Origin of the sequence: Acidovorax sp. 56 (assembly GCF_002749705.1) — a bacterium.
GTDB lineage: Bacteria > Pseudomonadota > Gammaproteobacteria > Burkholderiales > Burkholderiaceae_C > Acidovorax.
The window spans coordinates 3,999,872-4,025,252 of record NZ_PEEV01000001.1 but is presented as its reverse complement, the minus strand read 5'-3'; the positions used below and the strand labels follow the sequence as shown (position 1 = coordinate 4,025,252).

The following is a 25,381-nucleotide window of genomic DNA, read 5'->3' as shown; positions in this document are numbered from 1 at the left end:
GGGCCGCAAGCGCCCGCATTCCCATGCGACCCTGGCGATGCTCACTTTGGTGGGCATCGCCCTTTTTGTGGGCTTCATTTCCCTGGGGGTGTGGCAAGTGCAGCGCCGCGCCTGGAAGCTCGACCTCATCGAACGCGTGAGCGCGCGCATCCAGGCCCCGCCCGGCGCCCTGCCGTCCCCCGACCAGTGGCCGCAGCTGAACGCCGCCAGCCACGAATACCAGGCCGTGCGCCTGCAAGGCCAGTGGCTGGCCCACAAAACGGTGCTGACCCAGGCCACCACCGCCCTGGGAGCGGGTTACTGGGTGCTGACCCCTTTGCAGATGGCCGACGGGGTGCAAGTGCTGGTCAACCGCGGATTTGTGCCGCAAGACCAGCGCGCGCAGTGGCAAGCCCCCCAGGCACCCCATGCTGCAACCACCGACGAGCCCCCTGTCACGGTGGTGGGGCTGCTGCGCCTGAGCGAGCCCGGCGGCGGCTTCTTGCGCAGCAACGACCCCGCCCAGCAGCGCTGGCACTCGCGCGATGTGGCCGCCATTGCCCAAGCGCAGCAGCTTGGTCAGGCGGCCCCCTTCTTTGTCGATGCCGGTCTGCCTTCACGCCTGGGATCTACAGCGGCCGACCTGCCTGCCGATATGGCAGGCCCCTGGCCACGCCCCGGCCTCACAGTGGTGCGCTTCCCCAACAGCCACCTGGTGTATGCGCTGACCTGGTTTGGATTGGCACTCATGGTGGTGGGGGCGGCCGTGGTTGTGGCACGCTACGAACGTCGGCTGCGCGCGGCCCACGCATCCAACCCCGCCCATGACCAGCAGCACTAACGCCCCCCACACACCGCCACACGCGCAGCCCCCCACACAGCCCCAGAGCAAGGCCCGTTCGGCCAACGCCTCCGCAGGCCTGAGAAACCTGCACCAGCTCATCCAACTGCGCTGGATTGCGGTGGTGGGCCAGTTGCTCACCATCGAGGCCACCTACTACAGCCTGGGCATGCCCTTGCCCTTGCAGGCGATGCTGTCCATCGTGGCGGGCATGGTGGTGTTCAACGTGCTCAGCCTGCTGCGCTGGCGCACCCGGCGCAGCGTGCACGACGTGGAGCTGTTCATTGCCCTGCTGGTGGACGTGGGCGCGCTCACCGCCCAGCTGTACCTGAGCGGCGGCATCGGCAACCCGTTTGTCTTCCTGTACCTGCTGCAGATTGCCGTGGGGGCCATGCTGCTGCGCGGGGGCTACATCTGGTCCATCGTGGTGGTGGCATCGGCCTGCGTCATGCTGCTTTCACAGCACAGCCAGCCCCTGCCGCTGGCCACCAATGTGCACGACGGCTGGGCCAGCCCCTATGTGCTGGGCCTGCTGGTGTGCTTCATGCTCAACGCCATCCTGGTCGTGATCTTCATCACCCGCATCAGCCACAACCTGCGCCGACGCGATGCGCGGCTGGCCGCCGTGCGCCAGCGTGCGGCGGAAGAAGAACACATCGTGCGCATGGGGCTGCTCGCCTCTGGCGCCGCGCACGAATTGGGCACGCCCCTGGCCACCCTGGCCGTGATCCTGGGCGACTGGAAACGCGTCCCCGCCCTGGCCTCCGACGCTACGCTGCAAGAAGACATTGCGGAGATGGAAGCCCAGGTCAAACGCTGTAAAACCATCGTCAGCGGCATCCTGCTTTCAGCGGGCGAGACACGGGGCGAGCTCTCCAGCCAGACCACCGTGCGCCAGTTTCTGGACACCCTGGTGCAGGACTGGCGCACCACCCGGTCGGTGCAAGAGTTCGTATACGACAACCTCATCGAAGACGACAGCCCCATGGTGGCCGATGTCACGCTCGAGCAAATGGTCTTCAATGTGCTGGACAATGCGCGGGACGCATCGCCGCACTGGGTGAGCTTGCAGGCACAGCGCGATGCCGATGCGTTGCGAATCGTGGTCACCGACCGGGGACCGGGCTTTACCACCGACGTGCTCACGCACCTCGGAACGCCCTACCAGTCCACCAAAGGGCGCCCCGGTGGCGGCTTGGGCCTGTTCCTGTCGATGAACGTGGCGCGCACGCTGGGCGGCAGTGTGGTGGCACACAACCGGCCAGGCGGCGGCGCCGAGGTCACCATCACGCTGTCGCTGCCCGCCATCACCCTGCAAGCCACCGCCCCTGAGGACCATGGACACTGAACGCTTGCTGCTGATCGTGGAAGACGACGACGCCTTCGCACGCACCCTGGCACGCTCGTTTGAGCGGCGCGGCTACCGGGTGCTGCACGCCGATGGCATGGCGCGGATGGAAGAGTTGCTGACCGAGCATGTGCCCCAATACGCCGTGGTGGATCTCAAACTCAAAGGCGAAGCCACCGGCCTGGCCTGCGTGCGCACGCTGCACGAGCACAGCGCCAAGATGCGCATCGTTGTGCTCACCGGCTTTGCCAGCATTGCCACGGCGGTCGAGGCGATCAAGCTCGGCGCGGGCCACTACCTGGCCAAGCCCTCCAACACCGACGACATCGAAGCCGCCTTTGCCCTGCAAGAGGGCAACCCCGAGGTCGAACTCACCAACCGCTCCAGCTCCATCAAAACGCTGGAGTGGGAGCGCATCCACGAAGTGCTGGCCGAGAGCGACTTCAACATCTCCGAAGCCGCGCGCCGCCTGGGCATGCACCGGCGCACCCTCAGCCGCAAGCTGGGCAAGCAGCGCGTGTAAAGCGCATCCCACCTGGCCTTGAGCTCGCCGCGCCTGGGTCGTCCAGGGCCACCCAGAGCTATTTGCGACTTTTAAGCAAAGCACCTTAACTTCGCCCAGCGCAGGGCCAGCAGCAGAAGCCCCCGCAGTCCTCCTAAGATCGAAGCAAGCCGCCAAAGCAGCGGCTGCACATCCTGAATCTGGAGGAGACATGTTCGACAGCGCTTTGCTGCTGGCCGCAGCCTTTGTGGCCGGGGCCCTCAATGCCGTGGCCGGGGGCGGCAGCTTTTTGACCCTGCCCGCCTTGGTGTTCACCGGCGTTCCGCCCGTTATGGCCAACGCCACGGGCACGGTGGCCCTGCTGCCCGGCTACATCGCCGGGGCCTGGGGATTCAAGGAGGACACCGCGCCGCCACCGGGGCTGTCCATGCGCCTGCTGGTAGTGCTGTCGCTCATCGGCGGGGCCGCCGGGGCCGCCCTGTTGCTCGTCACCCCCGACACCACCTTTCGCCGCGTGGTGCCCTGGCTGCTGCTGGCTGCCACAGCGCTGTTTGCCTTTGGCCCTTGGCTGCGCGCCCGGCTGGCCGGGGGGCACCCGTCGACCACCAAAGCCACCGTGGGGGTGCTGGCCGTGGCGCTCTACGGCGGCTACTTCAACGGGGGCCTGGGCATTTTGCTGCTGGCGCTGTTTGGGCTGCTGGGGCAAACCCAGCTCAACGCGATGAATGGCCTCAAAAACTGGGTCTCGGCCCTGCTCACCGCCATTGCCGTGGCCATTTATGCCGCAGGCGGCGTGGTGCAGTGGCCGCAGGCGCTGATGATGATGGCCGCTGCCACCGCAGGCGGCTGGGGCGGCGCCCGCGTGGCGCGGCGCATTCCGGCGCCCTGGCTGCGCGCGGGCATTGTGGTCACCGGGCTGGTGATGGCAGGGTTGTTTTTCTGGCGGCAATAGCCTGATTTTTCAGATCAAATCAGGCCCTAGCGCTTATCCAATAAGCGCTAGCAGCTATCAATTTGATACCAAACACCTTTAGACAGCTGCCGTTGGCGCCATCCGCATCGGTATCGTCACCGGCCCATCGTTGACCAGATGCACCTGCATGTCGGCGGCGAACTGGCCGGTGGCGACATCGGGGTGCACCTTGCGGGCCTGGGCCACCAGGTAGTCATACAGCCTGCGCCCCTCGTCGGGTGCGGCTGCCTGGGTGAAGCTGGGGCGGTTGCCGCCGGTGGTGTCGGCCGCCAGGGTGAACTGACTGACCAGCAGCAGGCCACCCGCTGTGTCTTGCACGCTCTGGTTCATCTTGCCCGCAGCGTCGCTGAAGATGCGCAGCTTGAGCACCTTGGCCAGCAGCTTGTCGGCCTCGGCATCGGTGTCGCCGCGTTCGGCGCACACCAACACCAGCAGGCCAGGGCCAATGGCGCCCACCACTTGGCTGGCGACTTCGACGCGGGCCTCGCGCACGCGTTGCAATACTGCGATCAAAAGCGGCCTCTTTCCTTGAAGATCAAAACCGCGTCATTGTGCCGTTCACACAGCCCCGTCGAGGGGCTCAGCGTGAACGGTTTTCCCAAACGCACACGTCTACACGCCTGTGCTTTGTGCTGTCAGGCGTAAAGCTGCGCGCCCGCTTGCAACACCTGCTGCGCGCGCTCTGCACCCAGCGCTGCCACCACCGGCGTCCACACCGAGGCATAGGCGGGCAGGTCGTCCGGCGCAAAAGAGGTGTGCGGCCAATCAGAGCCCCACACCATGCGCGGGCCAAACAGCCCAGCCACGCGCTCTGTGGCGGCGTGCAGCGTGCCGTAAGGCGCAGTGGCCTGCAGCCGGTACCAGCCAGACAGCTTGATCCACGCCCCCGCATCGGCCAGCCGCGCCAGGTCTTGCCAGGCAGCGTCGTGCACGTGCAACTGCGCATGCATGCCCGCCAGGTGGTCCAGCACGCAGGGCAGCGCGCATTCGGCCTGCAGGGCGGCAATCTGGGCCAAATGCTGCGGCCCCGCGTACCACTGCACATGCCAGCCCAGCGCCCGCAACCGGGGGCCGAGCGCGCGCAGGGCCTCGGGTCCATTGCCCACGGGCGAGACGAGGTTAAAGCGCACCCCCCGCACACCCAGGGCGTGCATGGTTTGCAGCTCGGCATCGGTCACGTCCACATCGACCACCACCACTCCCCGGTGGCGGCCGCTCTCGCGCGCCAGCGCTTGCAGCAACACGCCGTTGTCGGTGCCGTACACGCTGGGCTGCACCAGCACCAGATGGCCAACACCCAGGGCATGGGCCTGCGCCTCTATGCGCTCCAGCGGCTGGTGGGCGGGCTGGTAGTGCCCGCCCTGCACCGGCGCATTGGCATCAAACACATGCACATGGCAGTCCCAGCCTGCATCGGCCGACAAGGCGGGAGATGAAGTCTGAGACGCTTGCAACTGAGCCATCGGTCAGCCCACCACGATCTTGCGTTCGCGGATGACCTTGCCCCACTGCGCCTGCTGGGCCAGGATGAACTTGCCCGCGCTGGCCTGGGTGGGGTCGGCAAAGGCATCGCCCCCCAGGGCGCGGATGCGGCCCAGCACTTCCGGATCGGCCAGCGCCTTGCGGATGGCTGCCACCAGTTGGGCGCGGGTGTCTGCCGCAATGCCTGCGGGCGCCAGCACCGGGTTCCACTCCAGCACCTCGTAGTTGGGCACCCCGGCTTCGGCCATGGTGGGCACATCGGGCAGCGAGCGCGCACGCACCGGCGCCGTGACCGCCAAGGCCCGCAGCTTGCCCGACTGGATGTGCCCCAGCGACGACGCCACGTTGGCAAAGAACAGTGGCACCTGCCCGCCCATCACGTCGTTCATGGCCGGGCCGCCGCCACGGTAGGGGATGTGCGACAGCCGCACGCCGGTGCGCTCTTCAAACAACGCACCCGCCAGGTGCTGCGCCGAGCCATTGCCCGACGAGGCGTAGGCCACGTCGTCCGGCTTGGCCTTGGCGCGGGCAATCACCTCTTTGACCGAGGTGACGCCAAACCCGGGGTGGCACACCAGCACGTTGGGGAAGGTGGCCAGCACGGCCAGCGGCACAAAGGCCTTGTTGCTGTCGTAAGGCAGCTTGGGGTATAGCGATGGGTTGACGGCAAACGAGGACGCATCCAGCAGCAGCGTGGCGCCATCCGGGGTGGCGCGCGCCACGGCCGATGCGGCCAGTTGGCCACTGGCGCCGGGCTTGTTGTCCACCACCACGTTCTGGCCCAGCGCCTCGCCCAGGCGGGGGGCGATGATGCGGGCCATCAGGTCGGCACCGCCGCCAGCGGGGTACGACACCACCAGGGTGATCGTCTTGCCACCGGCAATGGGGGCTGCCGTGGCCAGGCGCCAGGGGGCTGCCACGGCGGCAGCGGCCGACGCCACCAACAGGGTGCGGCGCGACAGCGGCGTGCGCGCGGACAGGCGGGTTGCTTGTGTCATGAGAGGTCCTCTCTTTCGCTCAGTAAAAATCAGGAGATGTCCGGCACAGGACCTGGGCACAACCCTGGCAGCAGGCCACCCCAGCCGGGGCCGGCGCTGCGTGCTCAGGCCGGGTCAAGTCAGGTGCACGGTGTAGTGAAAGGCGTTGGCATCGCCCCAGGTGGTGCGCCACTCCACGCAGCGCCCCGACAGGTTGAAGGCTTTGCGGCGCACCACGGCGCAGGGGTAGCCCGGCGGCAGCGCCAGGTGGGCCGCCACATCGGTGGGCAAGGCGCCAAAGCCGATGTCGTCAGAGGCGCGGTGCACGTGCACATCGCAGCGCTGGGCAAACAGGGGGTACAGCAAGGGCTCCCACTGGCCCGCATCGTCATGCTCCAGCGCCGCAAACAACTCGCATGGCAGCCAGATGTGCTCCAGCAAGCGCGGTTGCTGCGCAATCAGGCGCAGGCGCTCCAGCCGCAGCACAGGCGCCCCAGCGGGTAGCCCCAGCGCTCGGGACACCTCGGCGGGGGCCGCCACACGCTGCTTGGACAGGATGCGCGACTGCGGGGCTTGCCCTGCAGAGGCGGCCGATGCAGGGACGGCAGCATCCCACTCGTCGCCAAACCGAAAGAAGCGGAGCATGGAAGCGCCCGGGATGCCCGAGCGCACAAACGTGCCCCGCCCGTGCACCCGCTCGATCAGCCCCTGCTCGGTCAACAGCTGCAACGCGCGGCGAATGGTGCCCAGCGCCACCGAATGGTCGTGCGCCAGCACTTGCTCAGCAGGCAAGGCCGTACCGGGCTGCCATTCGCCCCGCACGATGCGCTGGCGCAGCACATCGGCCAGGGCGGCATAGCGGGCCAAGCCCTGCGTGGGCATGGTGGGGAGTGTCGGCATGGCTGAAAGATATAGTCCTATAGAGGACTTCCAGTGTAGCCGAGAGGTTTGCTTGGCCACAAGCCTGGAGCGCTTAGCGAATCTGCGGTGCCTCCCATAAAAACGGCTGTCATCGACAGCCGTTGTTTGTGGTGCAACCTCCCTCGCTCGGTGTGGAGCGCGACCCTCAGCCCGCCTGGATTTTGCGGGCCGTGATCACCCGGCGCCACAGGACTTGCTGGGTTTTGATGAACCCACCCGCCAATCCATCGGGCTCATTGGGGAACACCTCTCCACCCAATGCATGCACCTTGGTCACAAATTCAGGTTGTTTCAGCACCTTGACGACAGCATCTACCAATTGCTTGCGGCGGTCTTTTGCAATTGCGGCGGGAGCCACCAGAGGATTCCAGTCCTGCACCTCATAGTTGCGCACACCGGCTTCCTCCATCGATTCGACCTGGGGCAGCAGCTTGGAGCGCCTGCGCAACGTGATGGCCAAGGCACGCAACTTGTTTGACTGCAGATACTCTCTGGAAGACGCAACGTGCGCAAAAAGCAAAGGCACCTTGCCAGCCACCACATCTGCCAGCGCCGCGCTGCCACCGGCATAAGGCACATGCTTCAAAGATACCTGGGCCACATCTTCAAACAAGGCGCCCGCCAAATGCTGGGCCGATCCGTTGCCAGAAGATGCATACGCGATCTGGCCCGGTTTGGCCTTGGCCAAGCGGATCAGATCGGCCACCTTGTTGGCTTCAAACTTGGGGTGGCACACCAACACATTGGGCAAAACTGCCAGCACCCCAATCACAGAGAAAGCGGTGTCAGTGTCATAGGGAAGTTTGGCAAAAAGCCCCGGGTTGATCGCAAAAGTCGATGAATCCATCAGCAACGTATTGCCATCTGCGGCCGCCTTGGCCACATAAGCCGCTGCTTTCTGGCCACTGTCACCAGGCATGTTTTCCACAGTGACAGGCTGTCCCAATGCGGTCGCTAGGTAGGGCGCGAACAGGCGGGCCATCAAATCGGTTCCACCACCGGGTGGGTAGGAGACAACGATCCGCACAGGCGAACCCGGCGCCGAGCGCCCCACTGAAGGCAACGCCACCGTAGCCGCAGCAGCCAGACCGCTGGCCAGCACCTTCCGGCGACCCAAAGACGATGTCGGACCACTTTGTGCAAGAAAGAGATTTTTCATAAGCAAGTACCAAAAGGAAAGTCAGACAGACAACCCTGCAAGACAACGGCGGCTCACCGCAATACGCCCAAGACATGTGCCCCCGACGGCATCGCCCCTGGGCTAAAGAGCCTCCCCAAAAACCCATGGGAGCCCCATTCACGTGCAGGCAGTGAACACAGCCTGCATGGCCCGCGATGGCCTTCCTGCCAGAGAAACTCTAGGCGCTCACGTCGTGCCCTACAAGCGACGGCGCTCTCGCGCTGTCGCATCCGCACGACGAACGACGGACGAACACATTACATGTCTTCGATCAACCGCGCCTTCACGCTCTTGCCCTTGACCCGTCCGCTGTTCAGGCGTGCGGCCACTTGGGCGGCAATCGCCCGGTCCACCGCCACATAGGTAGAAAAGTCATTCACGTTGATCTTGCCCACCTGCTCGCGGGTGTAGCCCAGGTCGCCGGTCAGCGCGCCCAGCACATCGCCCGCGCGGATCTTTTCCTTGCGCCCGCCCACGATCTGGATCGTGGCCATGGGCGGCTGCAACGGGCCGTCGCCTGTGGGCTTGAGGTCGGCCAGTGCAAACCAGGTGGATTCGCGGCCTTGCAGCACCTCGATCTTGCCCACATAACCCATCTCGTCCATGCTCGACAGGTTCAGCGCCAGGCCCTGGGCATCACCCCGGCCGGTGCGGCCAATGCGGTGGATGTGGACCTCGGGGTCGGGCGTCACGTCCACATTGATGACGGCCGCCAGGTTGGCGATGTCCAGGCCCCGTGCGGCCACATCGGTGGCCACCAGCACCGAGCAACTGCGGTTGGCAAACTGCACCAGCACCTGGTCGCGCTCGCGCTGTTCCAGCTCGCCGTACAGCGCCAGCGCGCTGAAGCCCTGGGCTTGCAGCACGCCCACCAGGTCGCGGCACTGCTGCTTGGTGTTGCAAAACGCAATCGATGATTCGGGACGGAAGTGGTTGAGCAGTTGCGACACCACGTGCAGCCGCTCGCTGTTCTTCACCTCGTACCAGCGCTGCTCGATCTTGCCCTCGGCATGCTGGGCCTGCACCGTGATCTGCACGGGCTGCTTCATGAACTGGGCGCTGAGCTTGGCAATGCCTTCGGGGTAGGTGGCCGAGAACAGCAGGGTTTGCCGCTCTTTGGGGCACTGGCGCGCCACGGTCACGATGTCGTCGAAGAAGCCCATGTCCAGCATGCGGTCGGCTTCGTCCAGCACCAAGGTGTTCAGGGCTTCCAGCGTCAGGTGCTGGCGCTCCAGGTGATCCATCACGCGGCCGGGCGTGCCCACCACGATGTGCGCGCCATGCTCCAGGCTCAGCATCTGCCCGCGCAGCGGCACGCCGCCGCACAGGGTCACGACCTTGATGTTTTCTTCGGCCCGCGCCAAGCGGCGGATTTCGGTGGTCACCTGGTCTGCCAGCTCGCGCGTGGGGCACAGCACCAGGGCCTGTACCGCAAACCGGCGGGGATTGAGGTTGGCCAGCAGGGCCAGGGCAAACGCGGCGGTCTTGCCGCTGCCGGTGCTGGCCTGGGCGATCAGGTCCTTGCCCAGCAGCGCGGGCGGCAGGCTGGCCGCCTGGATGGGGGTCATCGTGGTGTAGCCCAGCTGCTGCAGATTGGCCAGCGTCGTGGGGCTCAGCGCCAGCGTGCTGAAGTCCGTGCTGGCTTGGTTTTCTTTGGAGGTCATGGGGTGGATTATCCGGCCCGTGCCTCCAAGAACCTTTCTAACGTGTTCAGAGCAACGCCAGCACGCCGATAAATGCCACCGTGTGGGCCAGCACACCCGGGGCCACGGTGGCGGCATAAGCGCCCCCACCGCTCACCCAGGCCACCCCGCTTTTGCTCACGGCATGCACCAGCAGCGCGGCCATCAGGGCGTGCTCCACGCCCATAGCGGCAGGCTGCCCCGGCAAGGCATGCATCAGCACTGCCGCGGCGGCCGCGTGCACATCGGCCAGCCCGGCCAACAGGGCTCCGGCCAACATGCCTGCATCGCCCTGGGTGCGGTCCAGCCAGCGCACGCCCACCTGGATGCCCGTCAGCAGCAGTGTGATCAGCACCACATCGCGCAGTTTGAACATGGGGGCGTCGGCGGCCAGGGCGGCGGAGGGGGCCGTCTGCTCGCCCGCCCCCCGCAGCAGCCACAGCCCCCAGGCGCCAGCCACCAAGCCCCCGGCCAGCGCTGGCAACGCCAGGCGCGGCAGCCACTGCGGCTGCACCGTGGCGGCCACCACCAGCACATGCAGCATGGTGGCCACGCACGACAGCACCGCGCCACTGGCCTGTGCACGGGCGCTGGACTTGCCCGCGCGCACCTCCATGCCCAGGCTGGCAATGGTGGCGGTGCTGGAGACAAAGCCCGATGCCAGCGCCGACAGCGCCACGGCCTGGCGCGCCTGCATCAGCCGTCGCGCCACATGGGCCAGCGACTGGATGAGCAACAGCACGATCACCAGCCGCAGCACCACCTGCGGATTGAGCAGGTCCTGCAGCAGCGGCTGGTTGGGCACCAGCGGAAACACCAGCAGCGCCAGCGCCGCCAGCACCAGGCCGCTGCGCACCTCGCCGGGCTGCAGCCAGTGGTTTGAAAACTCATGCAGCGGCCCGCGCAGCGCCAAGATCCCCGTCACCGTCACGGCCAGCGCCGCCCCCAGCAGGCGATTGCTGGCGCACAGCACGCCAATCAGGTAGGCCATCAGCAAGGCAATCTCGGTGGCCACACCAGGGTCTTCCGAGCGATCGCGCACATAGGCCACCACGCCCAGCGCCGCCACAAAGGTGGCGCCCACCCCCAGCAGCACCACCGAGCCCGACAGCGCCGCCACCGCCCCGGCCAGGCTGACCAGCGTGAACGAGCGCACCCCCGCCAGCGCCCGGTGCGGCCCGCTGCCCTTGCGGCGCTCCCGCTCAATGCCCATCAGCAAGCCACAACCCAGCGCGCTGGCCAGCACCGCCAGTGCGGCATAAAAGCCTTGTAAATCCTGCATCCCCACGACCACACCCTTCCTTGGACACCCCATGGCAGGCACGATACTCCAGCCCGGCCCCGCGCCAGCGGACTTGTGGACAATAGCGCCATGGCCCCCACATCCTCCGACTTCATCGCCCCCACCCGCCACACGACGGCCGCCTCGGCCCTGGCGCAGGTGCACCACATCTACAACCACCAGATTGGACTGCTGCGCGCCAGCATGCAGCGCTTTGTCGCGGGCGAGACCCTGCCCGGCCACGTGCGCGCCTGCTACCCCTATGTGCGCATCCAGACCGACACCGTCTCGCGCGCCAAGCCCAACCCCGACATCGCCCACCTGGCCTACGGCTTTGTGGCCGGCCCCGGCCGCTTTGAGACCACGCTGACCCGCCCCGACCTGTACCACGAGTACTACCTGGAGCAATTCCAGCTGCTGCTGCAAAACCATGGCGTGGAGCTGGAAGTGGGCACCAGCCACCAGCCCATCCCTGTGCACTTCTCGTTCAGCGAGCACGACCATGTCGAAGGCCAGATGAGCGCCGAGCGCCGCACCCTGATGCGCGACGTGTTCGACCTACCCGACTTGGCCGCCATGGACGACGGCATTGCCAACGGTACCTGGGAGCCCAAGCCCGGCGAGGCGCAGCCCCTGTCGCTGTTCACCGCGCCCCGCGTGGACTACTCGCTGCACCGCTTGCGCCACTACACAGGCACCTCGCCGCGCGCCTTCCAGAACTTTGTGCTGTTCACCAACTACCAGTTCTACATCGACGAATTCGTGCGACTGGGCCATGAAGAGATGGCCAAGCCCGATAGCGAATACATCGCCTTCATCGAACCCGGCAACGTGGTCACCCGCCGCACCGGCCTGGCCGCCGAGCCCGGTGACGAGCTGGGCGCCCCGCCCCCCCGCTTGCCGCAAATGCCCGCCTACCACCTGGTGCGCGCCGACCACAGCGGCATCACCATGGTCAACATCGGCGTGGGCCCGGCCAACGCCAAGAACATCACCGACCACATCGCCGTGCTGCGCCCCCACGCCTGGATCATGCTGGGCCACTGCGCAGGCCTGCGCAACAGCCAGCAGCTGGGCGACTACGTGCTGGCCCACGGCTATGTGCGCGAAGACCACGTGCTGGACGAAGAACTGCCGCTGTGGGTGCCCATCCCCGCGCTGGCCGAGATCCAGCTCGCCTTGGAATCGGCCGTGGAAGACGTGACCGGCGTGACCGGCGCCGACCTCAAGCGCATCATGCGCACCGGCACCGTGGCCAGCACCGACAACCGCAACTGGGAGCTGCTGCCCGACAACCAGCCCCAGCGCCGCTTCAGCCAAAGCCGCGCCGTGGCGCTGGACATGGAAAGCGCCACCATCGCCGCCAACGGCTTCCGCTTTCGCGTGCCCTACGGCACCCTGCTGTGCGTGAGCGACAAGCCCCTGCACGGCGAAATCAAGCTGCCCGGCATGGCCAACCACTTCTACCGCGAGCGCGTAGACCAGCACCTGCGCATCGGCATCCGCGCACTGGAGACGCTGCGCGCCGAAGGCATGGCCCGCCTGCACAGCCGCAAGCTGCGCAGCTTTGCGGAAGTGGCGTTTCAGTAAGCCACGAATCAACACATCCCCTGACTGCCTTCAGGCCGTGCATTGTGCGAGAGGAGTGCCAACGGGCCTCCATTCTGATCGGCCTTTGAAAATATGTTCCTAAAACAATCATTAGAAATCGAGAGCAAAACCTCTTCTGGCATGTACCTCGACACACTGACAGGGGTACGCGCGGTAGCGGTACTTTGGACGCTACTTTTTCATATGTGGGGAATCACACGTGGTGGTGATCTTCTAATTTACCTTCCACTCGGGCGTGAACTGAACTTGCGTCTGCTCGCGCAGAATGGCGAGTGGGGCGTACGCATCTTCTTCGTACTGTCAGGATTTCTGCTGTCGCTCCCGTTTCTCAGGCAAGACCATGCGCCGGCATTCATGCAAAGGGCCCGCACCTTCTATGTACGCCGAGCGCTGCGCATTCTCCCTGCCTATTACGCACTGCTTCTAGTCATGCTGTATTTGTGCTTGTTTGGCTACGACAAGCTTCCTAGCCCCTCTTACATGCTCGGGCATGTACTTTTCATCAACCACTGGTGGATGGAAGCGCCGATTCGCGGAGTGTTTTGGACGCTACCCGTAGAAGTTTGCTTCTACCTTGTTCTCCCAGTGCTGATCCTTGCCCTTCAGCCCAAGCGTTGGCCCTTTCTACTTATAGGCACCATCGCTTTCGTGTTTGCCTTCAAAGTTGTGTTGCGTCACTATGCTCAGGCAGGATACCCCCAACTTTGGCCCCTGGGCCTCTCGTATCTTGCGCAAATGGAGTATTTCATAGCAGGAATGCTGGCCGCGTACTTTTTCCATCATTTGGAGCCCTCTGGAAAGAGTGGAGACCGATGGATGCTGCTTTCCATGTTCTTGGTGCTGATTCAATTGCAACTCTTTGGAAGACACCTTGAACGTGTGCTTGCTTGGTTTCCACAAAGCCATTACGCATTCGCATCATTGAGCGCATTGACCTTGGCGATGTTCTTGTACGGGGCTGCCGCAGCAGGCCCCATAGCGCGCGCCTTGCTTGCGAACAAAGCCATGGTGTTTATCGGCACCATCAGCTTCAGCCTCTACCTGTGGCATACGGTTGTCATGGATGCATTCGACCATGCTCAACTGCTCAACGGTATCCCTAGCGAAGTCAAATTCGCTGTGGCTTGCTTGTACATGCTGCCCCCCATCCTCATTGTGTCGATTGCTTCCTACTGGTTCATTGAAGTGCCATTTTTGAAGGCAAGACACAACGCTAAACAGGAAAGCGCTAGCTGGGTAAGTCGACAGCCCATACACGCCCTGGCATTGCTTGGAGCAACATTAGTGGCACTCACTTGGATCGCCAACCTAGCCTTCTCGGTTAACCATCCCGCCAAGTAGCAGCGATTACGAAAACCTGGTGATAAAGGGGTTTTCGTCTACGTTCGCTCTGATCTCGCATGAGAGCGGTTATCCCCATTTGCGCTGCGCTAGTGAGTCACATCTTTAACGAAGTGCGTACTCAGACAGGCGCGCCCGAGAGATAGATTTATCAGTCGCTTAGGCGGCAAACGATGATGCACTCGCGCTGACTTTTCAATGGCCCTGGACTTTCTCACGCTGATGGCCGTGATGGCGGCCAACCTGTTCGCCATCTCGGCGGCGCTGCCGCTCGTCATGGGCCGTGACGTGAGCCAAGCCGCGCGCAACGTGCAGGCCAGCATGCTGCTGCAGGCCCTGGCCTGGGCCGCCATCATTGCCTCGTCCACCCTGTGGGACCAGGCCCTGTCCACCCTGTCGATGGCCTGCAACGCCTGGGCGCAGTGGCTGCTGTACCGGGCGCTGCGCGAATGGCTGGGCGCGCGCCCCTTCAAGCGCACGCTGCTGGCGCTGGTGTGCCTGATGCCGCTGGGCTATGCCATCGGCTTTGGGCACTACGCCTTTCGCGTGGGCTGGGCCAACTTTTTGATGGCTGCAATTTTGCTCATCGTGGCCCGTGCCACGCTCTACCCGGCAGCCCCCACCACGCCTGCCGATGCGCGCTGGCGCCGCTTGCTCATGCTGTGTTTACTCACCTCGGCGGGCTTCACGCTGGCGCGAGGGGTGCTGGGCGCGTTCACCGACCAGTACCCCAGCTTTCGCACGCCCCACCCCGTCAACCTGGGGGCCGCCGTGGCCACCAACATCAGCCTGGTGCTGGGCACCGTCGCCATCCTGGTGGCCTGGCATGCCGAGGCCGAGCGCAAGCTGCGCGACCTGGCCATGACCGACGGGCTGACCGGGCTGGCCAACCGCCGCTCGTTTGCCGCGCAAGGGGCCGCCATGATCTCGCACGCACAGCGCCACCGCCTGCCCCTGACGGCGCTGATGCTGGACATCGACCACTTCAAGCAAATCAACGACACCCTGGGCCACGAAACCGGTGACCGCGCCCTGCAACTGTTTGGCCGCCTGCTTCAAGAGTGCCACCGCAGCGGCGACATGGTGGGCCGCCTGGGCGGTGAAGAGTTTGGCGTGCTGCTGCTGCACAACAGCGCCCCGGCAGGCACCTCGTTTGACCGGCGCCTGCGCCAGCGGCTGGCCGAGTGCAGCGTGCCGGAGCTGGGCTTTGCGCTCAACTACAGCGCTGGCATGGCCGTGCTGACGCCCCAGGACGACGCACTGACCCCGCTCATGGCCCGGGCCGATACCGCTCTGTATGCCGCCAAAGCCGCAGGCCGGGGGCAGCTGCTGGCGGCCCGCTGAGCAGTCGCGCTATCCAAAACGCTATATTTTCGATAGCTTCCAGCGCTTATCAAATAAGGGCGGATTCAAGTCCAAGTGCAACATTGATTGCTGTTGCTCAGTGCACAGACTCAGGCTGCTGAGTCAAGCGATGCAGGTGCTGGGCATAGACCTCCAAGGGCGTGCTGTAGCCCAGGGTCATCCTGGGCCGCCCGTTGAGTTCATCGGCCACCGCATCAAGCTGCTCCTGGGTGTAGCCACTGAGCTCCGTACCCTTGGGGAAGTACTGACGCAGCAGCCCATTGGTGTTCTCGTTGCTGCCCCGCTGCCAAGGGCTGTAGGGGTCACAGAAGTACACCTTCATGCCCGTGTTCTGGGTGAGTCTGGCGTGCTCGGCCATCTCGCGGCCTCGGTCGTAGGTCAGGCTCTGGCGCATCGGGCTGGCAATTGCATTGAGTTTGTCGCTGAATGCCTTGAGCACATGTGCGGCCGTAGCCGGGTTGGGGTGTGGCAGCTTGACCAGCACCACTAAGCGCGTGGTGCGCTCGACCAAGGTTCCTATGGCGCTGGCGTTGTGGGCCCCCTTGATGAGGTCTCCCTCCCAATGGCCGGGAAGCTGGCGATCCTCTACCTCTGGAGGGCGCACGTGAATGCTCACAAGATCGGTGATTTCTCCTCGGCGGTCCTCGCCTTTGGAGCGGGGCCAGCGCTTGGCGTGAGCCATGCGCAGACAGGCCACCAACTCCTTCTTGAGCTCTCCCCGGGGCTGGGCATAGATGCAGGTGTAAATGCTCTCGTGTGACACTCTCTGGCGCCTGTCGTTGGGATGAAGTTTCTTCAGGTGTCCGGCAATTTGCTGGGGCGACCAATGCTGGCGCAGATACTCGCACACCTGCTTGAACAAGATGCCTGGGCGCAGTAGCTTGGGCTGGGGGCGGCTATGGATGCGGCGAATACGGCAGCGCTGTTGGGCAAACCGGCTGACGTAGCCATGGCCTCCTGCATTGCGGAGGATCTCCCGGCTGATGGTGCTGGGGCTGCGGCCTAGAGCCCTGGCAATGGCCCGCAGGCTTTGCTTTTGCTGCAGGCCCAGCGCTATGGCGTGGCGCTCGGATTCTGTGATCTGCTCGTAGGTTCTTTTGCTCATGGAGGCCTCAATTCTGAAGGGGGTGTTGCACTTCAGATTTGAGGCCGCCAAGTGCTAGAGGCCAATTTCTCTTCAAGCTCTGAGCCCCCGCTGCCCCAATGCCGCCACAATGGCGGCATGAGCGAACTCTTTGCCGTCCAGAACCTGTACAAGCACTATGGCGATGCCACGGTGGTGAACGATGTGTCTTTTGCCATCGCACCCGGCGAATGCCTTGGCGTCATCGGCCCCAACGGGGCGGGCAAGACCACCACCATCCGCATGTGCCTGGGCCTCACGGCGCCCGACAGTGGCGACGTGCTGTTCTACCCCGAGGGCGCGACCGAGCCGCTGTACATGCCACGCGACGCGCTCGCCATCAAGGCGCAGCTCGGCGTGGTCACGCAGTTCGACACGCTGGACCCGGACTTCACCTGCGCCGAAAACCTGCGCGTGTTTGGCCGCTACTTTGGCATCCAGGGCCACACCATGGACGAGCGCGTGCCGCAACTGCTGGAGTTTGCCGCGCTGACGCACAAGGCCCACGCCAAGCCGGGCGAACTCTCGGGCGGCATGAAGCGGCGCCTGTCGCTGGCCCGCGCCCTCGTCAACCGCCCGCGCCTGCTGCTGCTGGACGAGCCCACCACCGGCCTGGACCCGCAGGCCCGCCACCTGATGTGGGAACGCCTGCAACTGCTGCTGCAGCAAGGCACCTCCATCTTGCTGACCACGCACTTCATGGACGAGGCCGAGCGCCTGTGCTCGCGCCTGCTGGTGCTGGACCATGGCAAGAAAATCGCCGAAGGCAAGCCGCGCGAGCTGATCGCCCAGCACCTGGAAAGCGATGTGGTGGAAGTTTTTGGCGTGGGCGCCGTGGCACTGGCCGAGGATGCGAACCTGCGTGCCCTGGCTGCCCGCGTGGAGGTCAGCGGCGAGACGGTGTTCTTCTACACGCAGAACGCACAGCCGCTGTTGCAAGCGCTGGGCCAGCACGGGCACCTGCGCACACTGCACCGGCCAGCCAACCTGGAGGACTTGTTCCTGAAGCTGACGGGGCGGCAGATTCGAGAGTAGGGCTGAGGCGTGGCGTCGGGTGACGCTGCGCCCACCCACCCATACCAAAAATGATAGCTGCCAGCGCTTTCTGAATAAGCGCTAGCGGCCAATTTCACTTAAAACGCAGCATCAAGCCTTGCGTGGCTTGACCTTGCTGGCCGCCAGCTTGGCGTTGGTGCGGGCCGCATCCACATCGGCCGCACGCGCCAAGGCCACACCCATGCGGCGCTTGGCAAAGCTCTCGGGCTTGCCGAACAGGCGCAGGTCGGTGCCGGGCACGCGCAGGGCTTCGTCTACGCCGTCAAACACAATGCCTTGGGCTTCCATGCCGCCATAGATCACGGCACTGGCGCCGGGGTTGCGCAGGCTGGTGTCCACGGGCAGGCCCAGGATGGCGCGGGCGTGCAGCTCGAACTCGCTCTGGTGCTGGGTGCACAGCGTGACCAGTCCGGTGTCGTGCGGGCGGGGGCTGACTTCGCTGAACCAGACGTCCTGGCCCTTCACGAACAGCTCCACGCCAAACAATCCCTGGCCGCCCAGGTTGTCGGTCACGGCCTTGGCGATCTGGCGCGATTTTTCCAGCGCTGCAGGGTGCATGGGGTGCGGCTGCCAGCTTTCCACATAGTCGCCGCTGACCTGCACGTGGCCGATGGGGTCGCAGAAGCTGGTGGTAATTTGGCCATCTGTGCCCACCGACCGCACCGTGAGCTGCGTGATTTCGTAGTCAAAGTCGATGAAGCCTTCCACGATGACGCGGCCGTGGCTCACGCGGCCACCGGCCATGGCGTAATCCCAGGCTTTTGGCACATCGGCCGGGCCGTCGATCTTGCTTTGGCCCTTGCCGGAGCTGCTCATCACGGGCTTGACGATGCAGGGGTAGCCGATGCCTGCATCGATCGCGGCCTGCAGTTCTTCGAGCGAGTTGCAGAACTTGTAAGGGCTGGTGGGCAGGCCCAGCGTTTCGGCGGCCAGCACGCGGATGCCTTCACGGTCCATGGTCAGGCGCGCGGCGCGGGCGGTGGGGATGACGCGCACCACACCGGCGGCTTCCAGCTCTTCGAGCATGGGGGTGGCGATGGCTTCGATCTCGGGCACGACCAGGTGTGGGCGCTCAGCCTCGATCAGGGCCTTGAGCTGGGCCGGATCGCTCATGGTGATGGTGCGTGCGTGGTGGGCCACCTGCTGGCCGGGGGCGTTCTCGTAGCGGTCGACCGCAATGGTCTCCACGCCCAGGCGCTGCAGCGCGATCAGCACTTCCTTGCCCAGCTCTCCCGAGCCCAAGAGCATGACTTTGGTGGCGTGGGGGGACAAAGGGGTTCCGAGGGTGGTCATGGCAAGGGCCTTCAAACGGTGATTGGGGGGAAAGAGGATAGAAGAGAGTCGGCCAGGATTTTGCCTGCTGCGCAAAGCCTGGGAACCCTCTGCGCGAATCACCGCGCCGGGGATTCCTGGAGCCCCGCACAATAGCCCCCATGAGTACCACGCCCAGCTTGCAGCCCCAGGCCACCGACGCAGCCCCACCCAGCACCTTGCGGCCCCGCCCGCCCGCACCGGCTTCAGTCTGGCGCCCGCCTGCGCTGTCGGCCCGCTGGTGGCCGGTGTTTTTGCGCAACCTGCTGGTGTGGCGCAAGCTGGCCATCCCTAGCCTGGTAGGCAACATTGCCGAGCCGCTGATGTGGCTGGTGGCCTTTGGCTACGGCATGGGTGCCCTGGTGGGGCAGGTGAGCGTGGGCGCCGCAGGCGGGGATGCCAAGGTGCCCTACATCCTGTTCCTGGCCAGCGGCTCGATCTGCATGAGCGCCATGAACGCGGCCAGCTTTGAGGCGCTGTACTCAGCCTTCTCGCGCATGCATGTGCAAAAGACGTGGGACGGCATCATGAATGCGCCCGTCACGCTCGACGATGTGGTGCTGGCCGAGATGCTGTGGGCGGCGTTCAAGGCGCTGTTCACCGTCACGGCCATCCTGGGGGTGATGCTGGCCCTGGGCATCAGCCACAGCCCCAAGTTGCTGGTGGCGTGGCCGGTGCTGCTGGGGGTGGGCATCATGTTTTCCAGCATTGCGCTCATCTTCAATGCACTGGCCAAGGGGTATGACTTTTTCACGTACTACTTCACGCTGGTGCTCACGCCCATGATGTTTTTGTCGGGGGTGTTCTTCCCGCGCGAGCAGCTACCGCCGCTGGTGCGTGCGATCTCGGACTGGCTGCCGCTGACCAATGCGGTCGAGCTGGTGCGCCCGCTGTTCATGGACCAGTGGCCCCAGCAGCCGATGCGCCACGGCCTGGTGCTGGTAGCCACCACCGTGGTGGCCTTCTGGCTGGCGCTGGCGCTGACGCGGCGGCGCTTTCGCGGCTGAAGGGCACGCCGCTGCAGCGGCTCAGTGGGCCCCATCCAGGTGCTTGAGGGCCTGCACATCCAGCCCGTCCGCCCCGGGTGCCCAGCCCTTGGCTTGCAGGCGCTCTTCGGCGTAGCACACCAGCTGCAAAGCCAGCGGGGCGCCCAGTTCGTTGCAATAGCGGGTGATGACCTGGTAGCGCAGCACCAGCAGGCCCCGCAGCTCGCTGCGCAGGCGGCTTTCGCGGGTGCTTTGGTGGGGGCCGCTTTGGGGGGTGGCGGGCTGCTGATGGAGCCATTGCTGCAATTGCCCATGCTGCTCCAATCGGGCGTCCAGCAAGTGGGACAGGGCGGCGATGCGTTCATCCAGTTTTTCCAGCCTGCCTTCCAGGCGCAGGGCGTATTGGGTCAGGGCCTGTTGTGCGGCTTCGGTCTGCATGGTGCTCCAGGGCCGGCGGTGCGGCGGCGTCTCTTGCCAGCGGCAAGAACCAAGGGTAAACCCTAGCCGCCATTCTGAGGGACGCCGCCCAGCACCCTCCCCATTCCAGGCCCACCACGGACCTGACACCTGATGCAGATCAAGAAACTCAGGCAACGCTGGCCCGCAGCAGGTCCACCGCCTTCTCGGCAATCATCACCGTGGGGGCGTTGGTGTTGCCACTGACGATGCGTGGCATCACCGAGGCATCCACCACCCGCAACCCCTGCACGCCATGCACACGCAGCTGCGCGTCCACCACATCCATGGGCCCGGGCCCCATGCGGCACGAGCCCACCGGGTGGTAGATGGTGTCGGCATGGTTTCGGATGAAGGCGGCAATGTCGGCATCGGTGTGCGCGGCGGCCGATGCAGGCAGCTCGCGTGCGCCCAGGTCGGCCAGCGCGGGCTGCGACAGGATGGAGCGCATGCGGCGCACGCCCAGCACCATGCGCCGCAGGTCGTCCGCATCGGCCAGAAAGTTCGGGTCCACCAGCGGCAGCGCCATGGCATCGCCGCTGGCCAGGCGCACACGCCCCCGGCTGCGCGGCTGCAGCAGGCACAAATGCGACGAGTAGCCGTGGCCCAGCGCGGTTTGGCGCCCATGGTCCACCAGCTTGCCAATCACAAAGTGCAGTTGCAGGTCGGGTGCGGGCTCTGCCGCGCTGCTGCAGATAAAGCCCCCGGCCTCGGCAAAGTTGGTGGTGAGCATGCCCCGGCGCTCTTTGCGCCACTGGGCCATGCCCTGCACCACCCGCAGCAGCCCCGCCGCTGACACGCCAAACAGGTCCTTGAGGTGCGGCGCGTCGTACAGCAGCACCACATCGGGGTGGTCGTGCAGGTGCTCGCCCACGCCGGGCAGCGCATGCACCACGGCAATGCCGTGCTGCTGCAGCTGCGCGGCCGGGCCAATGCCCGAGAGCATCAACAGCTGCGGCGACAGCAAAGCCCCGGCGCTCAGCAGCACTTCGCGCGCCGCGCGCACCTGCTTGAGTTGCCCGCCCTGGCGGTACTCCACGCCCACGGCGCGCCGCCCGTCCATGAGGATGCGCGTGGCATGCGCCTGGGTGATGACCTGCAGGTTGGCGCGCCCCAGGTGCGGGGTCAGGTAGGCCTTGGCGGCGCTGTGGCGCTCACCGTTTTTGTGGGTGACCTGATACAGGCCCACCCCCTCTTGCGTGGGGCCGTTGAAATCGGTGTTGTGGGGGTAGCCCGCCTCCTCGCCCGCCAGCACAAAGCGCTGGCTCACGCGGTGGGGCGAACGCAGGTCGGCCACGTTGAAGGGGCCGCCTTGGCCATGCAGTGCATCGGCGATGCGCTCGTTGTGCTCGGCACGCACAAAGTAGGGCAGCACATCGGCCCAGGCCCAGCCCGGGTTGCCTTGCGCGGCCCAGTGGTCGTAGTCGGCAGCCTGCCCACGCACGTAGACCATGGCGTTGACCGAGCTGGAGCCCCCCAGCACTTTGCCGCGCGGCTGGTAGCCCCTGCGCCCGTTCAGCCCTGGCTGCGGCACGGTGCTCTGGTGCCAGCTGTGCGATTGCAGCCGTGCCATGGCCGCCAGGCCCGCAGGGCAGTGGATGAAAACGCTGGTATCGGCCGCACCAGCCTCCAGCAGGCACACGCGCACAGCCGGGTTCTCTGACAAGCGCCCCGCCAGCACAGACCCCGCCGAGCCCCCTCCCACCACGATGTAATCGAACATGGCCGCCTCCTCCCGGGCTGTGCACAGCAGCCCCGCGAGCACCTTAACCGAACGCCCGTGCTTTTTACTCAGGAACTTACCCGGGGGCGACAGGGCCAAGTAACTCTTGTCACGTACCATGCGGGCGTCTGTTTCACTTGGAAGAAGGCTCTTTTTTATGACGATTCAAACCGTTGGCATCATCGGCGCGGGCACCATGGGCAACGGCATTGCGCAGGCTTGCGCGGTGTCGGGCATCAACGTGGTGATGGTGGATATTTCTGACGCGGCCGTGCAAAAAGGCCTGGCCACCGTGGCCGGCAGCCTGGACCGCCTGATCAAGAAAGAGAAGATCACCGAGGCCGACAAGGCGGCTGCCCTGGCGCGCATCCAGACCTCCACCAACTACGACGCGCTGAAAACCGCGCAGCTGGTGATCGAGGCCGCTACCGAGAACTACGAGCTCAAGCTCAAGATCCTGAAGCAGGTCGACGCCTTGGTCGCCCCCGAGGTGATCGTGGCCTCCAACACCTCCTCCATCTCCATCACCAAGCTGGCCGCCGCCACCGGCCGTGCCGACCGTTTCATCGGCATGCACTTCTTCAACCCTGTGCCCATGATGGCGCTGGTGGAGATCATCCGCGGCCTGCAGACCAGCGACGCCACGCACGACGCGGTGAAGGCACTGGCCGAAGCGCTGGGCAAGAGCCCCATCACCGTGAAGAATGCGCCAGGCTTTGTGGTCAACCGCATCCTGGTGCCGATGATCAACGAAGCATTTTTTGTGCTGGCTGAGGGTCTGGCCACGCCCGAAGACATCGACGCGGGCATGAAGCTGGGCTGCAACCAGCCCATTGGCCCGCTGGCACTGGCTGACATGATTGGCCTGGACGTGTGCCTGGCGGTGATGGACGTGTACCTCACCGAGTTTGGCGACAGCAAGTACCGCCCCTGCCCGCTGCTCAAGGAAATGGTGGCCGCTGGCCGCCTGGGCCGCAAGACGGGTCAGGGCGTTTACACCTACTGAAGCGACGGGGGTGCAGCCGCCCCCCCATCGCGTCAAGGGGCGGCGGGGTCCGCCAGCGGCAGCCACACACTGGCCACCAGCCCCGGCCCTTGGGCAGCGCCCTCCAGGGCCAAGCGACCGCCCATCAACTGGGCATAACGCGCGACGATGGAGAGCCCCAGGCCCGCCCCCTGCCCCAGCGCCAGCCCCGGCGCGCCTTGCGCCCAGCGCTGCTGGACATGGCGGGCCAGCTCGGCGTCCACGCCGGGGCCGTTGTCCTGCACTTGCAGCACGGCATAGGGCGGCTCGCAATGCAGGGCCACGGTGATCTGGGGCGGATGGCCCCGGCCGTAACGCAGGGCGTTGTCCAGCAGGTTGTGCAAGATGCCTTCGATCAAACCGGTGTTCCCCCGCACCTGGGTGCCAGGCTCCAGGCCCTGCGCGCCCAGGTCTACCCCCAAAGCATCGGCACGGGGCAGGCACCGCAACACCACATCGCGCACCACGGCGTCCAGCGCCACGGTCTGCACCGACAGCGCAATGCCGCCCTCGGCCGCCCGCGCCAGGGCCAGCAGCTGGTCCACCGTGCGGCTGGCGCGCTGCTCTGCCTTGGCAATGCCCTCCAGTTCGCTGCGCCAGACGGTCGGATCATCCTGCGCCAGCGCATGCGCGGCCTGGGCGCGGATGCCTGCCAGCGGCGTGCGCAGCTCATGTGCCACATTGCCAGCAAACTCGCGCTGGGCGTGCAAACCCTCGCGCACACGGGCCAGCAGCCCGTCCAGCGCCTCGCCCAGGCGCTGCACATCCAGGGTGGTGGCCTGCTCGGTGAGCGCTGGGGGCAGCGGTTGCAGGTCGGCCGCATCCCGCTGCTGCACGGCATCTTGCAAAGCAGCCAAGGGGCGCAAGTGCTTTTCGATACCGCCCAACAGGCGCGATCCCAGCACCACCAGCAGCCACAGCTGGGCCAGGCCCGAGTAGATAAGCAAGCGGTGCAGCAGCTGGGTGCGGCTCTCGGTGGCCTCGGCCATGACCACGGTGAAAGACGGCGGGCCAGCCACGTGCAAGCTCACACGGCGCCACTCGCGTCCCTCGCGCTCCATCGTGGAAAAGGCCTGCATTCGGCCCCGGGGCATGGCATCGGCTGCCAGTTCAGGGTCACCCGCCACCAGCGCTCCATCGGGGCCGTACACCGCAAAAGGGGCTGCGGCACTTTGATCGAGCAACAAGATGCCCACCTCCCGCTGCGTGAGGCCCAACTCCAGCGGCACGCCGCCCACACCACCTCGCACATGGGCTGCCAGCCCGTGCGCATCGTCCAGCAGGGCCCGGTCAAAGGCCTCGGCCACAAAGTGGTTGCCCACCGCCAAAATGACGGCGCTGCCCAGCCCCCAGACCAACACCAGCGACACCAGCACATGGCGCCCGATACGCTGGCGCAGTGCAGGCAACGGCAGGCGTTGCGCCCACCCGCCAGGGCTACGAGGAACTGGCATCTTCCTCCAGCACATAGCCCAGCCCGCGCAGCGTGCGAATGGCTGCGCCGCTGCCCTGCAGCTTGCGCCGCAGGCGTGAGACGAAGGACTCCAGCGCGTTGTCGCCCAGGGCTTCGCTGGTGTCGGACAACCGCTGCGACAGCTCGCTTTTGCTCAACACCCGGCCGGGTGGCGTCATCAGCTCCCACAGCAGTTCAAACTCCCGGGCGGGCAGCTCCAGCGGCTGGCCGCCCAGGCTGCAACGGCGTGCCAGCCGGTCCAGCAGCAGCTGGCCCACGGTGACCACGTCGGCGGTGCCGCTGGCGCGGCGCACCAGCGCTCGCAAGCGCGCCTCCACCTCTTTGAGTTCGTAAGGTTTGCCCAGGTAGTCATCAGCCCCGGCATCCAGGCCGGCAATGCGCTCTTCGGTGCTGTCGCGGGCGCTGAGGATCAGCACGGGGGTGCGATCGCCCCGGGCCCGGGCACCCCGCAGCGCGGTCAGCCCACTGCCCAGGCCGCTGCGGGTGCTGGCAGCGTGGGGCAGGTTCAAGTCCAGCAGCACGGCATCAAAGCCTTGCACGGCCCACCAGTGCTGGGCCTCTTCCACCGTGCGGGCCAGCTCCACCCGGTGGCCCGCTTTTTCCAGCCCCTGGGCCATGGTGCGGCCGAGCACGGGGTCGTCTTCTACCAAGAGGATGCGCATCGGTTTACGTGGAATTACGCATGGGCCAGGTCAGCCCGCGATCAGGTTCGATGGGAATAGTGCAACGGCCAGCATACCCCAG

The 25,381-nt window shown here is 65.7% G+C and carries 23 protein-coding genes; 10 read left to right on the top strand and 13 right to left on the bottom strand.

Annotated features, from left to right (window positions below):
• Positions 1-37: 37 nt before the first annotated feature.
• The 4 genes from CLU88_RS17850 (at position 38) to CLU88_RS17835 (ending at position 3,622) form a co-directional block, all read left to right on the top strand.
• Positions 38-820 carry an SURF1 family protein gene (locus tag CLU88_RS17850; RefSeq protein WP_099657738.1) on the top strand — a complete coding sequence of 261 codons (783 nt, stop codon included), beginning with the start codon at positions 38-40 and terminating at the stop codon, positions 818-820.
• Complete coding sequence (locus CLU88_RS17845) at positions 804-2,168, top strand: ATP-binding protein (RefSeq protein ID WP_099657737.1); 1,365 nt, start codon at positions 804-806, stop codon at positions 2,166-2,168. The genes CLU88_RS17850 and CLU88_RS17845 overlap by 17 nt, the downstream gene beginning before the upstream one ends.
• The gene (locus CLU88_RS17840; protein ID WP_099657736.1) at positions 2,158-2,691 is read left to right on the top strand and encodes a response regulator transcription factor; all 534 of its coding nucleotides are present in this window, start codon (positions 2,158-2,160) and stop codon (positions 2,689-2,691) included. The genes CLU88_RS17845 and CLU88_RS17840 overlap by 11 nt, the downstream gene beginning before the upstream one ends.
• Before the next feature lie 190 nt (positions 2,692-2,881).
• A complete protein-coding gene (locus CLU88_RS17835) occupies positions 2,882-3,622 on the top strand; it encodes a sulfite exporter TauE/SafE family protein (protein WP_099657735.1) in 741 nt (246 codons plus the stop codon).
• Positions 3,623-3,700: 78 nt separating this feature from the next.
• Here the strand turns inward: CLU88_RS17835 and dtd are convergent, their stop codons facing one another.
• The 7 genes from dtd to CLU88_RS17800 all read right to left on the bottom strand — a co-directional run bounded on the left by dtd (position 3,701) and on the right by CLU88_RS17800 (position 11,167).
• Positions 3,701-4,156: a D-aminoacyl-tRNA deacylase gene (gene dtd, locus CLU88_RS17830; protein WP_099657734.1), complete on the bottom strand. Its 456-nt coding sequence runs from the start codon at positions 4,154-4,156 to the stop codon at positions 3,701-3,703.
• A gap of 122 nt (positions 4,157-4,278) precedes the next feature.
• Entirely contained in the window at positions 4,279-5,106 is an 828-nt protein-coding gene (locus CLU88_RS17825) for an amidohydrolase (RefSeq protein ID WP_099657733.1), read from the bottom strand.
• A gap of 3 nt (positions 5,107-5,109) precedes the next feature.
• Entirely contained in the window at positions 5,110-6,123 is a 1,014-nt protein-coding gene (locus CLU88_RS17820; RefSeq protein WP_099657732.1) for a tripartite tricarboxylate transporter substrate binding protein, read from the bottom strand.
• Between the two features lie 114 nt (positions 6,124-6,237).
• Entirely contained in the window at positions 6,238-7,002 is a 765-nt protein-coding gene (locus CLU88_RS17815; protein ID WP_099657731.1) for a GntR family transcriptional regulator, read from the bottom strand.
• 166 nt (positions 7,003-7,168) lie between these two features.
• On the bottom strand, positions 7,169-8,005 hold the full coding sequence (locus CLU88_RS17810; RefSeq protein ID WP_233205521.1) for a tripartite tricarboxylate transporter substrate-binding protein: 837 nt from the start codon (positions 8,003-8,005) through the stop codon (positions 7,169-7,171).
• 455 nt (positions 8,006-8,460) lie between these two features.
• The gene (gene dbpA, locus CLU88_RS17805) at positions 8,461-9,867 is read right to left on the bottom strand and encodes an ATP-dependent RNA helicase DbpA (protein WP_099657729.1); all 1,407 of its coding nucleotides are present in this window, start codon (positions 9,865-9,867) and stop codon (positions 8,461-8,463) included.
• 46 nt (positions 9,868-9,913) lie between these two features.
• A complete protein-coding gene (locus CLU88_RS17800) occupies positions 9,914-11,167 on the bottom strand; it encodes a DUF4010 domain-containing protein (protein WP_099657728.1) in 1,254 nt (417 codons plus the stop codon).
• Positions 11,168-11,257: 90 nt separating this feature from the next.
• Here CLU88_RS17800 and CLU88_RS17795 point away from each other — a divergent pair, with 90 nt between their 5' ends.
• The 3 genes from CLU88_RS17795 to CLU88_RS17785 all read left to right on the top strand — a co-directional run bounded on the left by CLU88_RS17795 (position 11,258) and on the right by CLU88_RS17785 (position 15,463).
• Positions 11,258-12,757, top strand: a complete 1,500-nt coding sequence (locus tag CLU88_RS17795; protein ID WP_099657727.1) for an AMP nucleosidase — start codon at positions 11,258-11,260, stop codon at positions 12,755-12,757.
• Positions 12,758-12,850: 93 nt separating this feature from the next.
• Positions 12,851-14,119: an acyltransferase gene (locus tag CLU88_RS17790; RefSeq protein WP_099657726.1), complete on the top strand. Its 1,269-nt coding sequence runs from the start codon at positions 12,851-12,853 to the stop codon at positions 14,117-14,119.
• Between the two features lie 198 nt (positions 14,120-14,317).
• Complete coding sequence (locus CLU88_RS17785) at positions 14,318-15,463, top strand: GGDEF domain-containing protein (RefSeq protein ID WP_099657725.1); 1,146 nt, start codon at positions 14,318-14,320, stop codon at positions 15,461-15,463.
• 97 nt (positions 15,464-15,560) lie between these two features.
• On the opposite strand, the gene CLU88_RS17780 is transcribed toward CLU88_RS17785, so the two are convergent.
• A complete protein-coding gene (locus tag CLU88_RS17780) occupies positions 15,561-16,589 on the bottom strand; it encodes an IS30 family transposase (protein ID WP_099655696.1) in 1,029 nt (342 codons plus the stop codon).
• Positions 16,590-16,706: 117 nt separating this feature from the next.
• Here CLU88_RS17780 and CLU88_RS17775 point away from each other — a divergent pair, with 117 nt between their 5' ends.
• Positions 16,707-17,642, top strand: a complete 936-nt coding sequence (locus tag CLU88_RS17775; protein ID WP_099657724.1) for an ATP-binding cassette domain-containing protein — start codon at positions 16,707-16,709, stop codon at positions 17,640-17,642.
• Positions 17,643-17,753: 111 nt separating this feature from the next.
• On the opposite strand, the gene purT is transcribed toward CLU88_RS17775, so the two are convergent.
• The gene (purT, locus tag CLU88_RS17770) at positions 17,754-18,956 is read right to left on the bottom strand and encodes a formate-dependent phosphoribosylglycinamide formyltransferase (protein ID WP_099657723.1); all 1,203 of its coding nucleotides are present in this window, start codon (positions 18,954-18,956) and stop codon (positions 17,754-17,756) included.
• A 140-nt stretch (positions 18,957-19,096) separates the two neighbouring features.
• On the opposite strand from purT, the gene CLU88_RS17765 reads away from it, so the two are divergent.
• Positions 19,097-19,981, top strand: coding sequence for an ABC transporter permease (locus CLU88_RS17765; protein WP_233205520.1), 885 nt, complete (start codon positions 19,097-19,099; stop codon positions 19,979-19,981).
• A 21-nt stretch (positions 19,982-20,002) separates the two neighbouring features.
• On the opposite strand, the gene CLU88_RS17760 is transcribed toward CLU88_RS17765, so the two are convergent.
• Together CLU88_RS17760 and CLU88_RS17755 are read right to left on the bottom strand one after the other, a co-directional pair.
• Positions 20,003-20,398: a hypothetical protein gene (locus CLU88_RS17760; RefSeq protein WP_099657722.1), complete on the bottom strand. Its 396-nt coding sequence runs from the start codon at positions 20,396-20,398 to the stop codon at positions 20,003-20,005.
• A 148-nt stretch (positions 20,399-20,546) separates the two neighbouring features.
• A complete protein-coding gene (locus CLU88_RS17755; protein ID WP_099657721.1) occupies positions 20,547-22,139 on the bottom strand; it encodes a GMC family oxidoreductase in 1,593 nt (530 codons plus the stop codon).
• 157 nt (positions 22,140-22,296) lie between these two features.
• Here CLU88_RS17755 and CLU88_RS17750 point away from each other — a divergent pair, with 157 nt between their 5' ends.
• Positions 22,297-23,145, top strand: a complete 849-nt coding sequence (locus CLU88_RS17750; RefSeq protein ID WP_099657720.1) for a 3-hydroxybutyryl-CoA dehydrogenase — start codon at positions 22,297-22,299, stop codon at positions 23,143-23,145.
• Between the two features lie 32 nt (positions 23,146-23,177).
• Here CLU88_RS17750 and CLU88_RS17745 read toward each other — a convergent pair whose 3' ends face one another.
• Entirely contained in the window at positions 23,178-24,617 is a 1,440-nt protein-coding gene (locus tag CLU88_RS17745) for a sensor histidine kinase (RefSeq protein ID WP_099657719.1), read from the bottom strand.
• Entirely contained in the window at positions 24,601-25,299 is a 699-nt protein-coding gene (locus CLU88_RS17740; protein WP_099657718.1) for a response regulator transcription factor, read from the bottom strand. The genes CLU88_RS17745 and CLU88_RS17740 overlap by 17 nt, the downstream gene beginning before the upstream one ends.
• Positions 25,300-25,381: the final 82 nt, after the last annotated feature.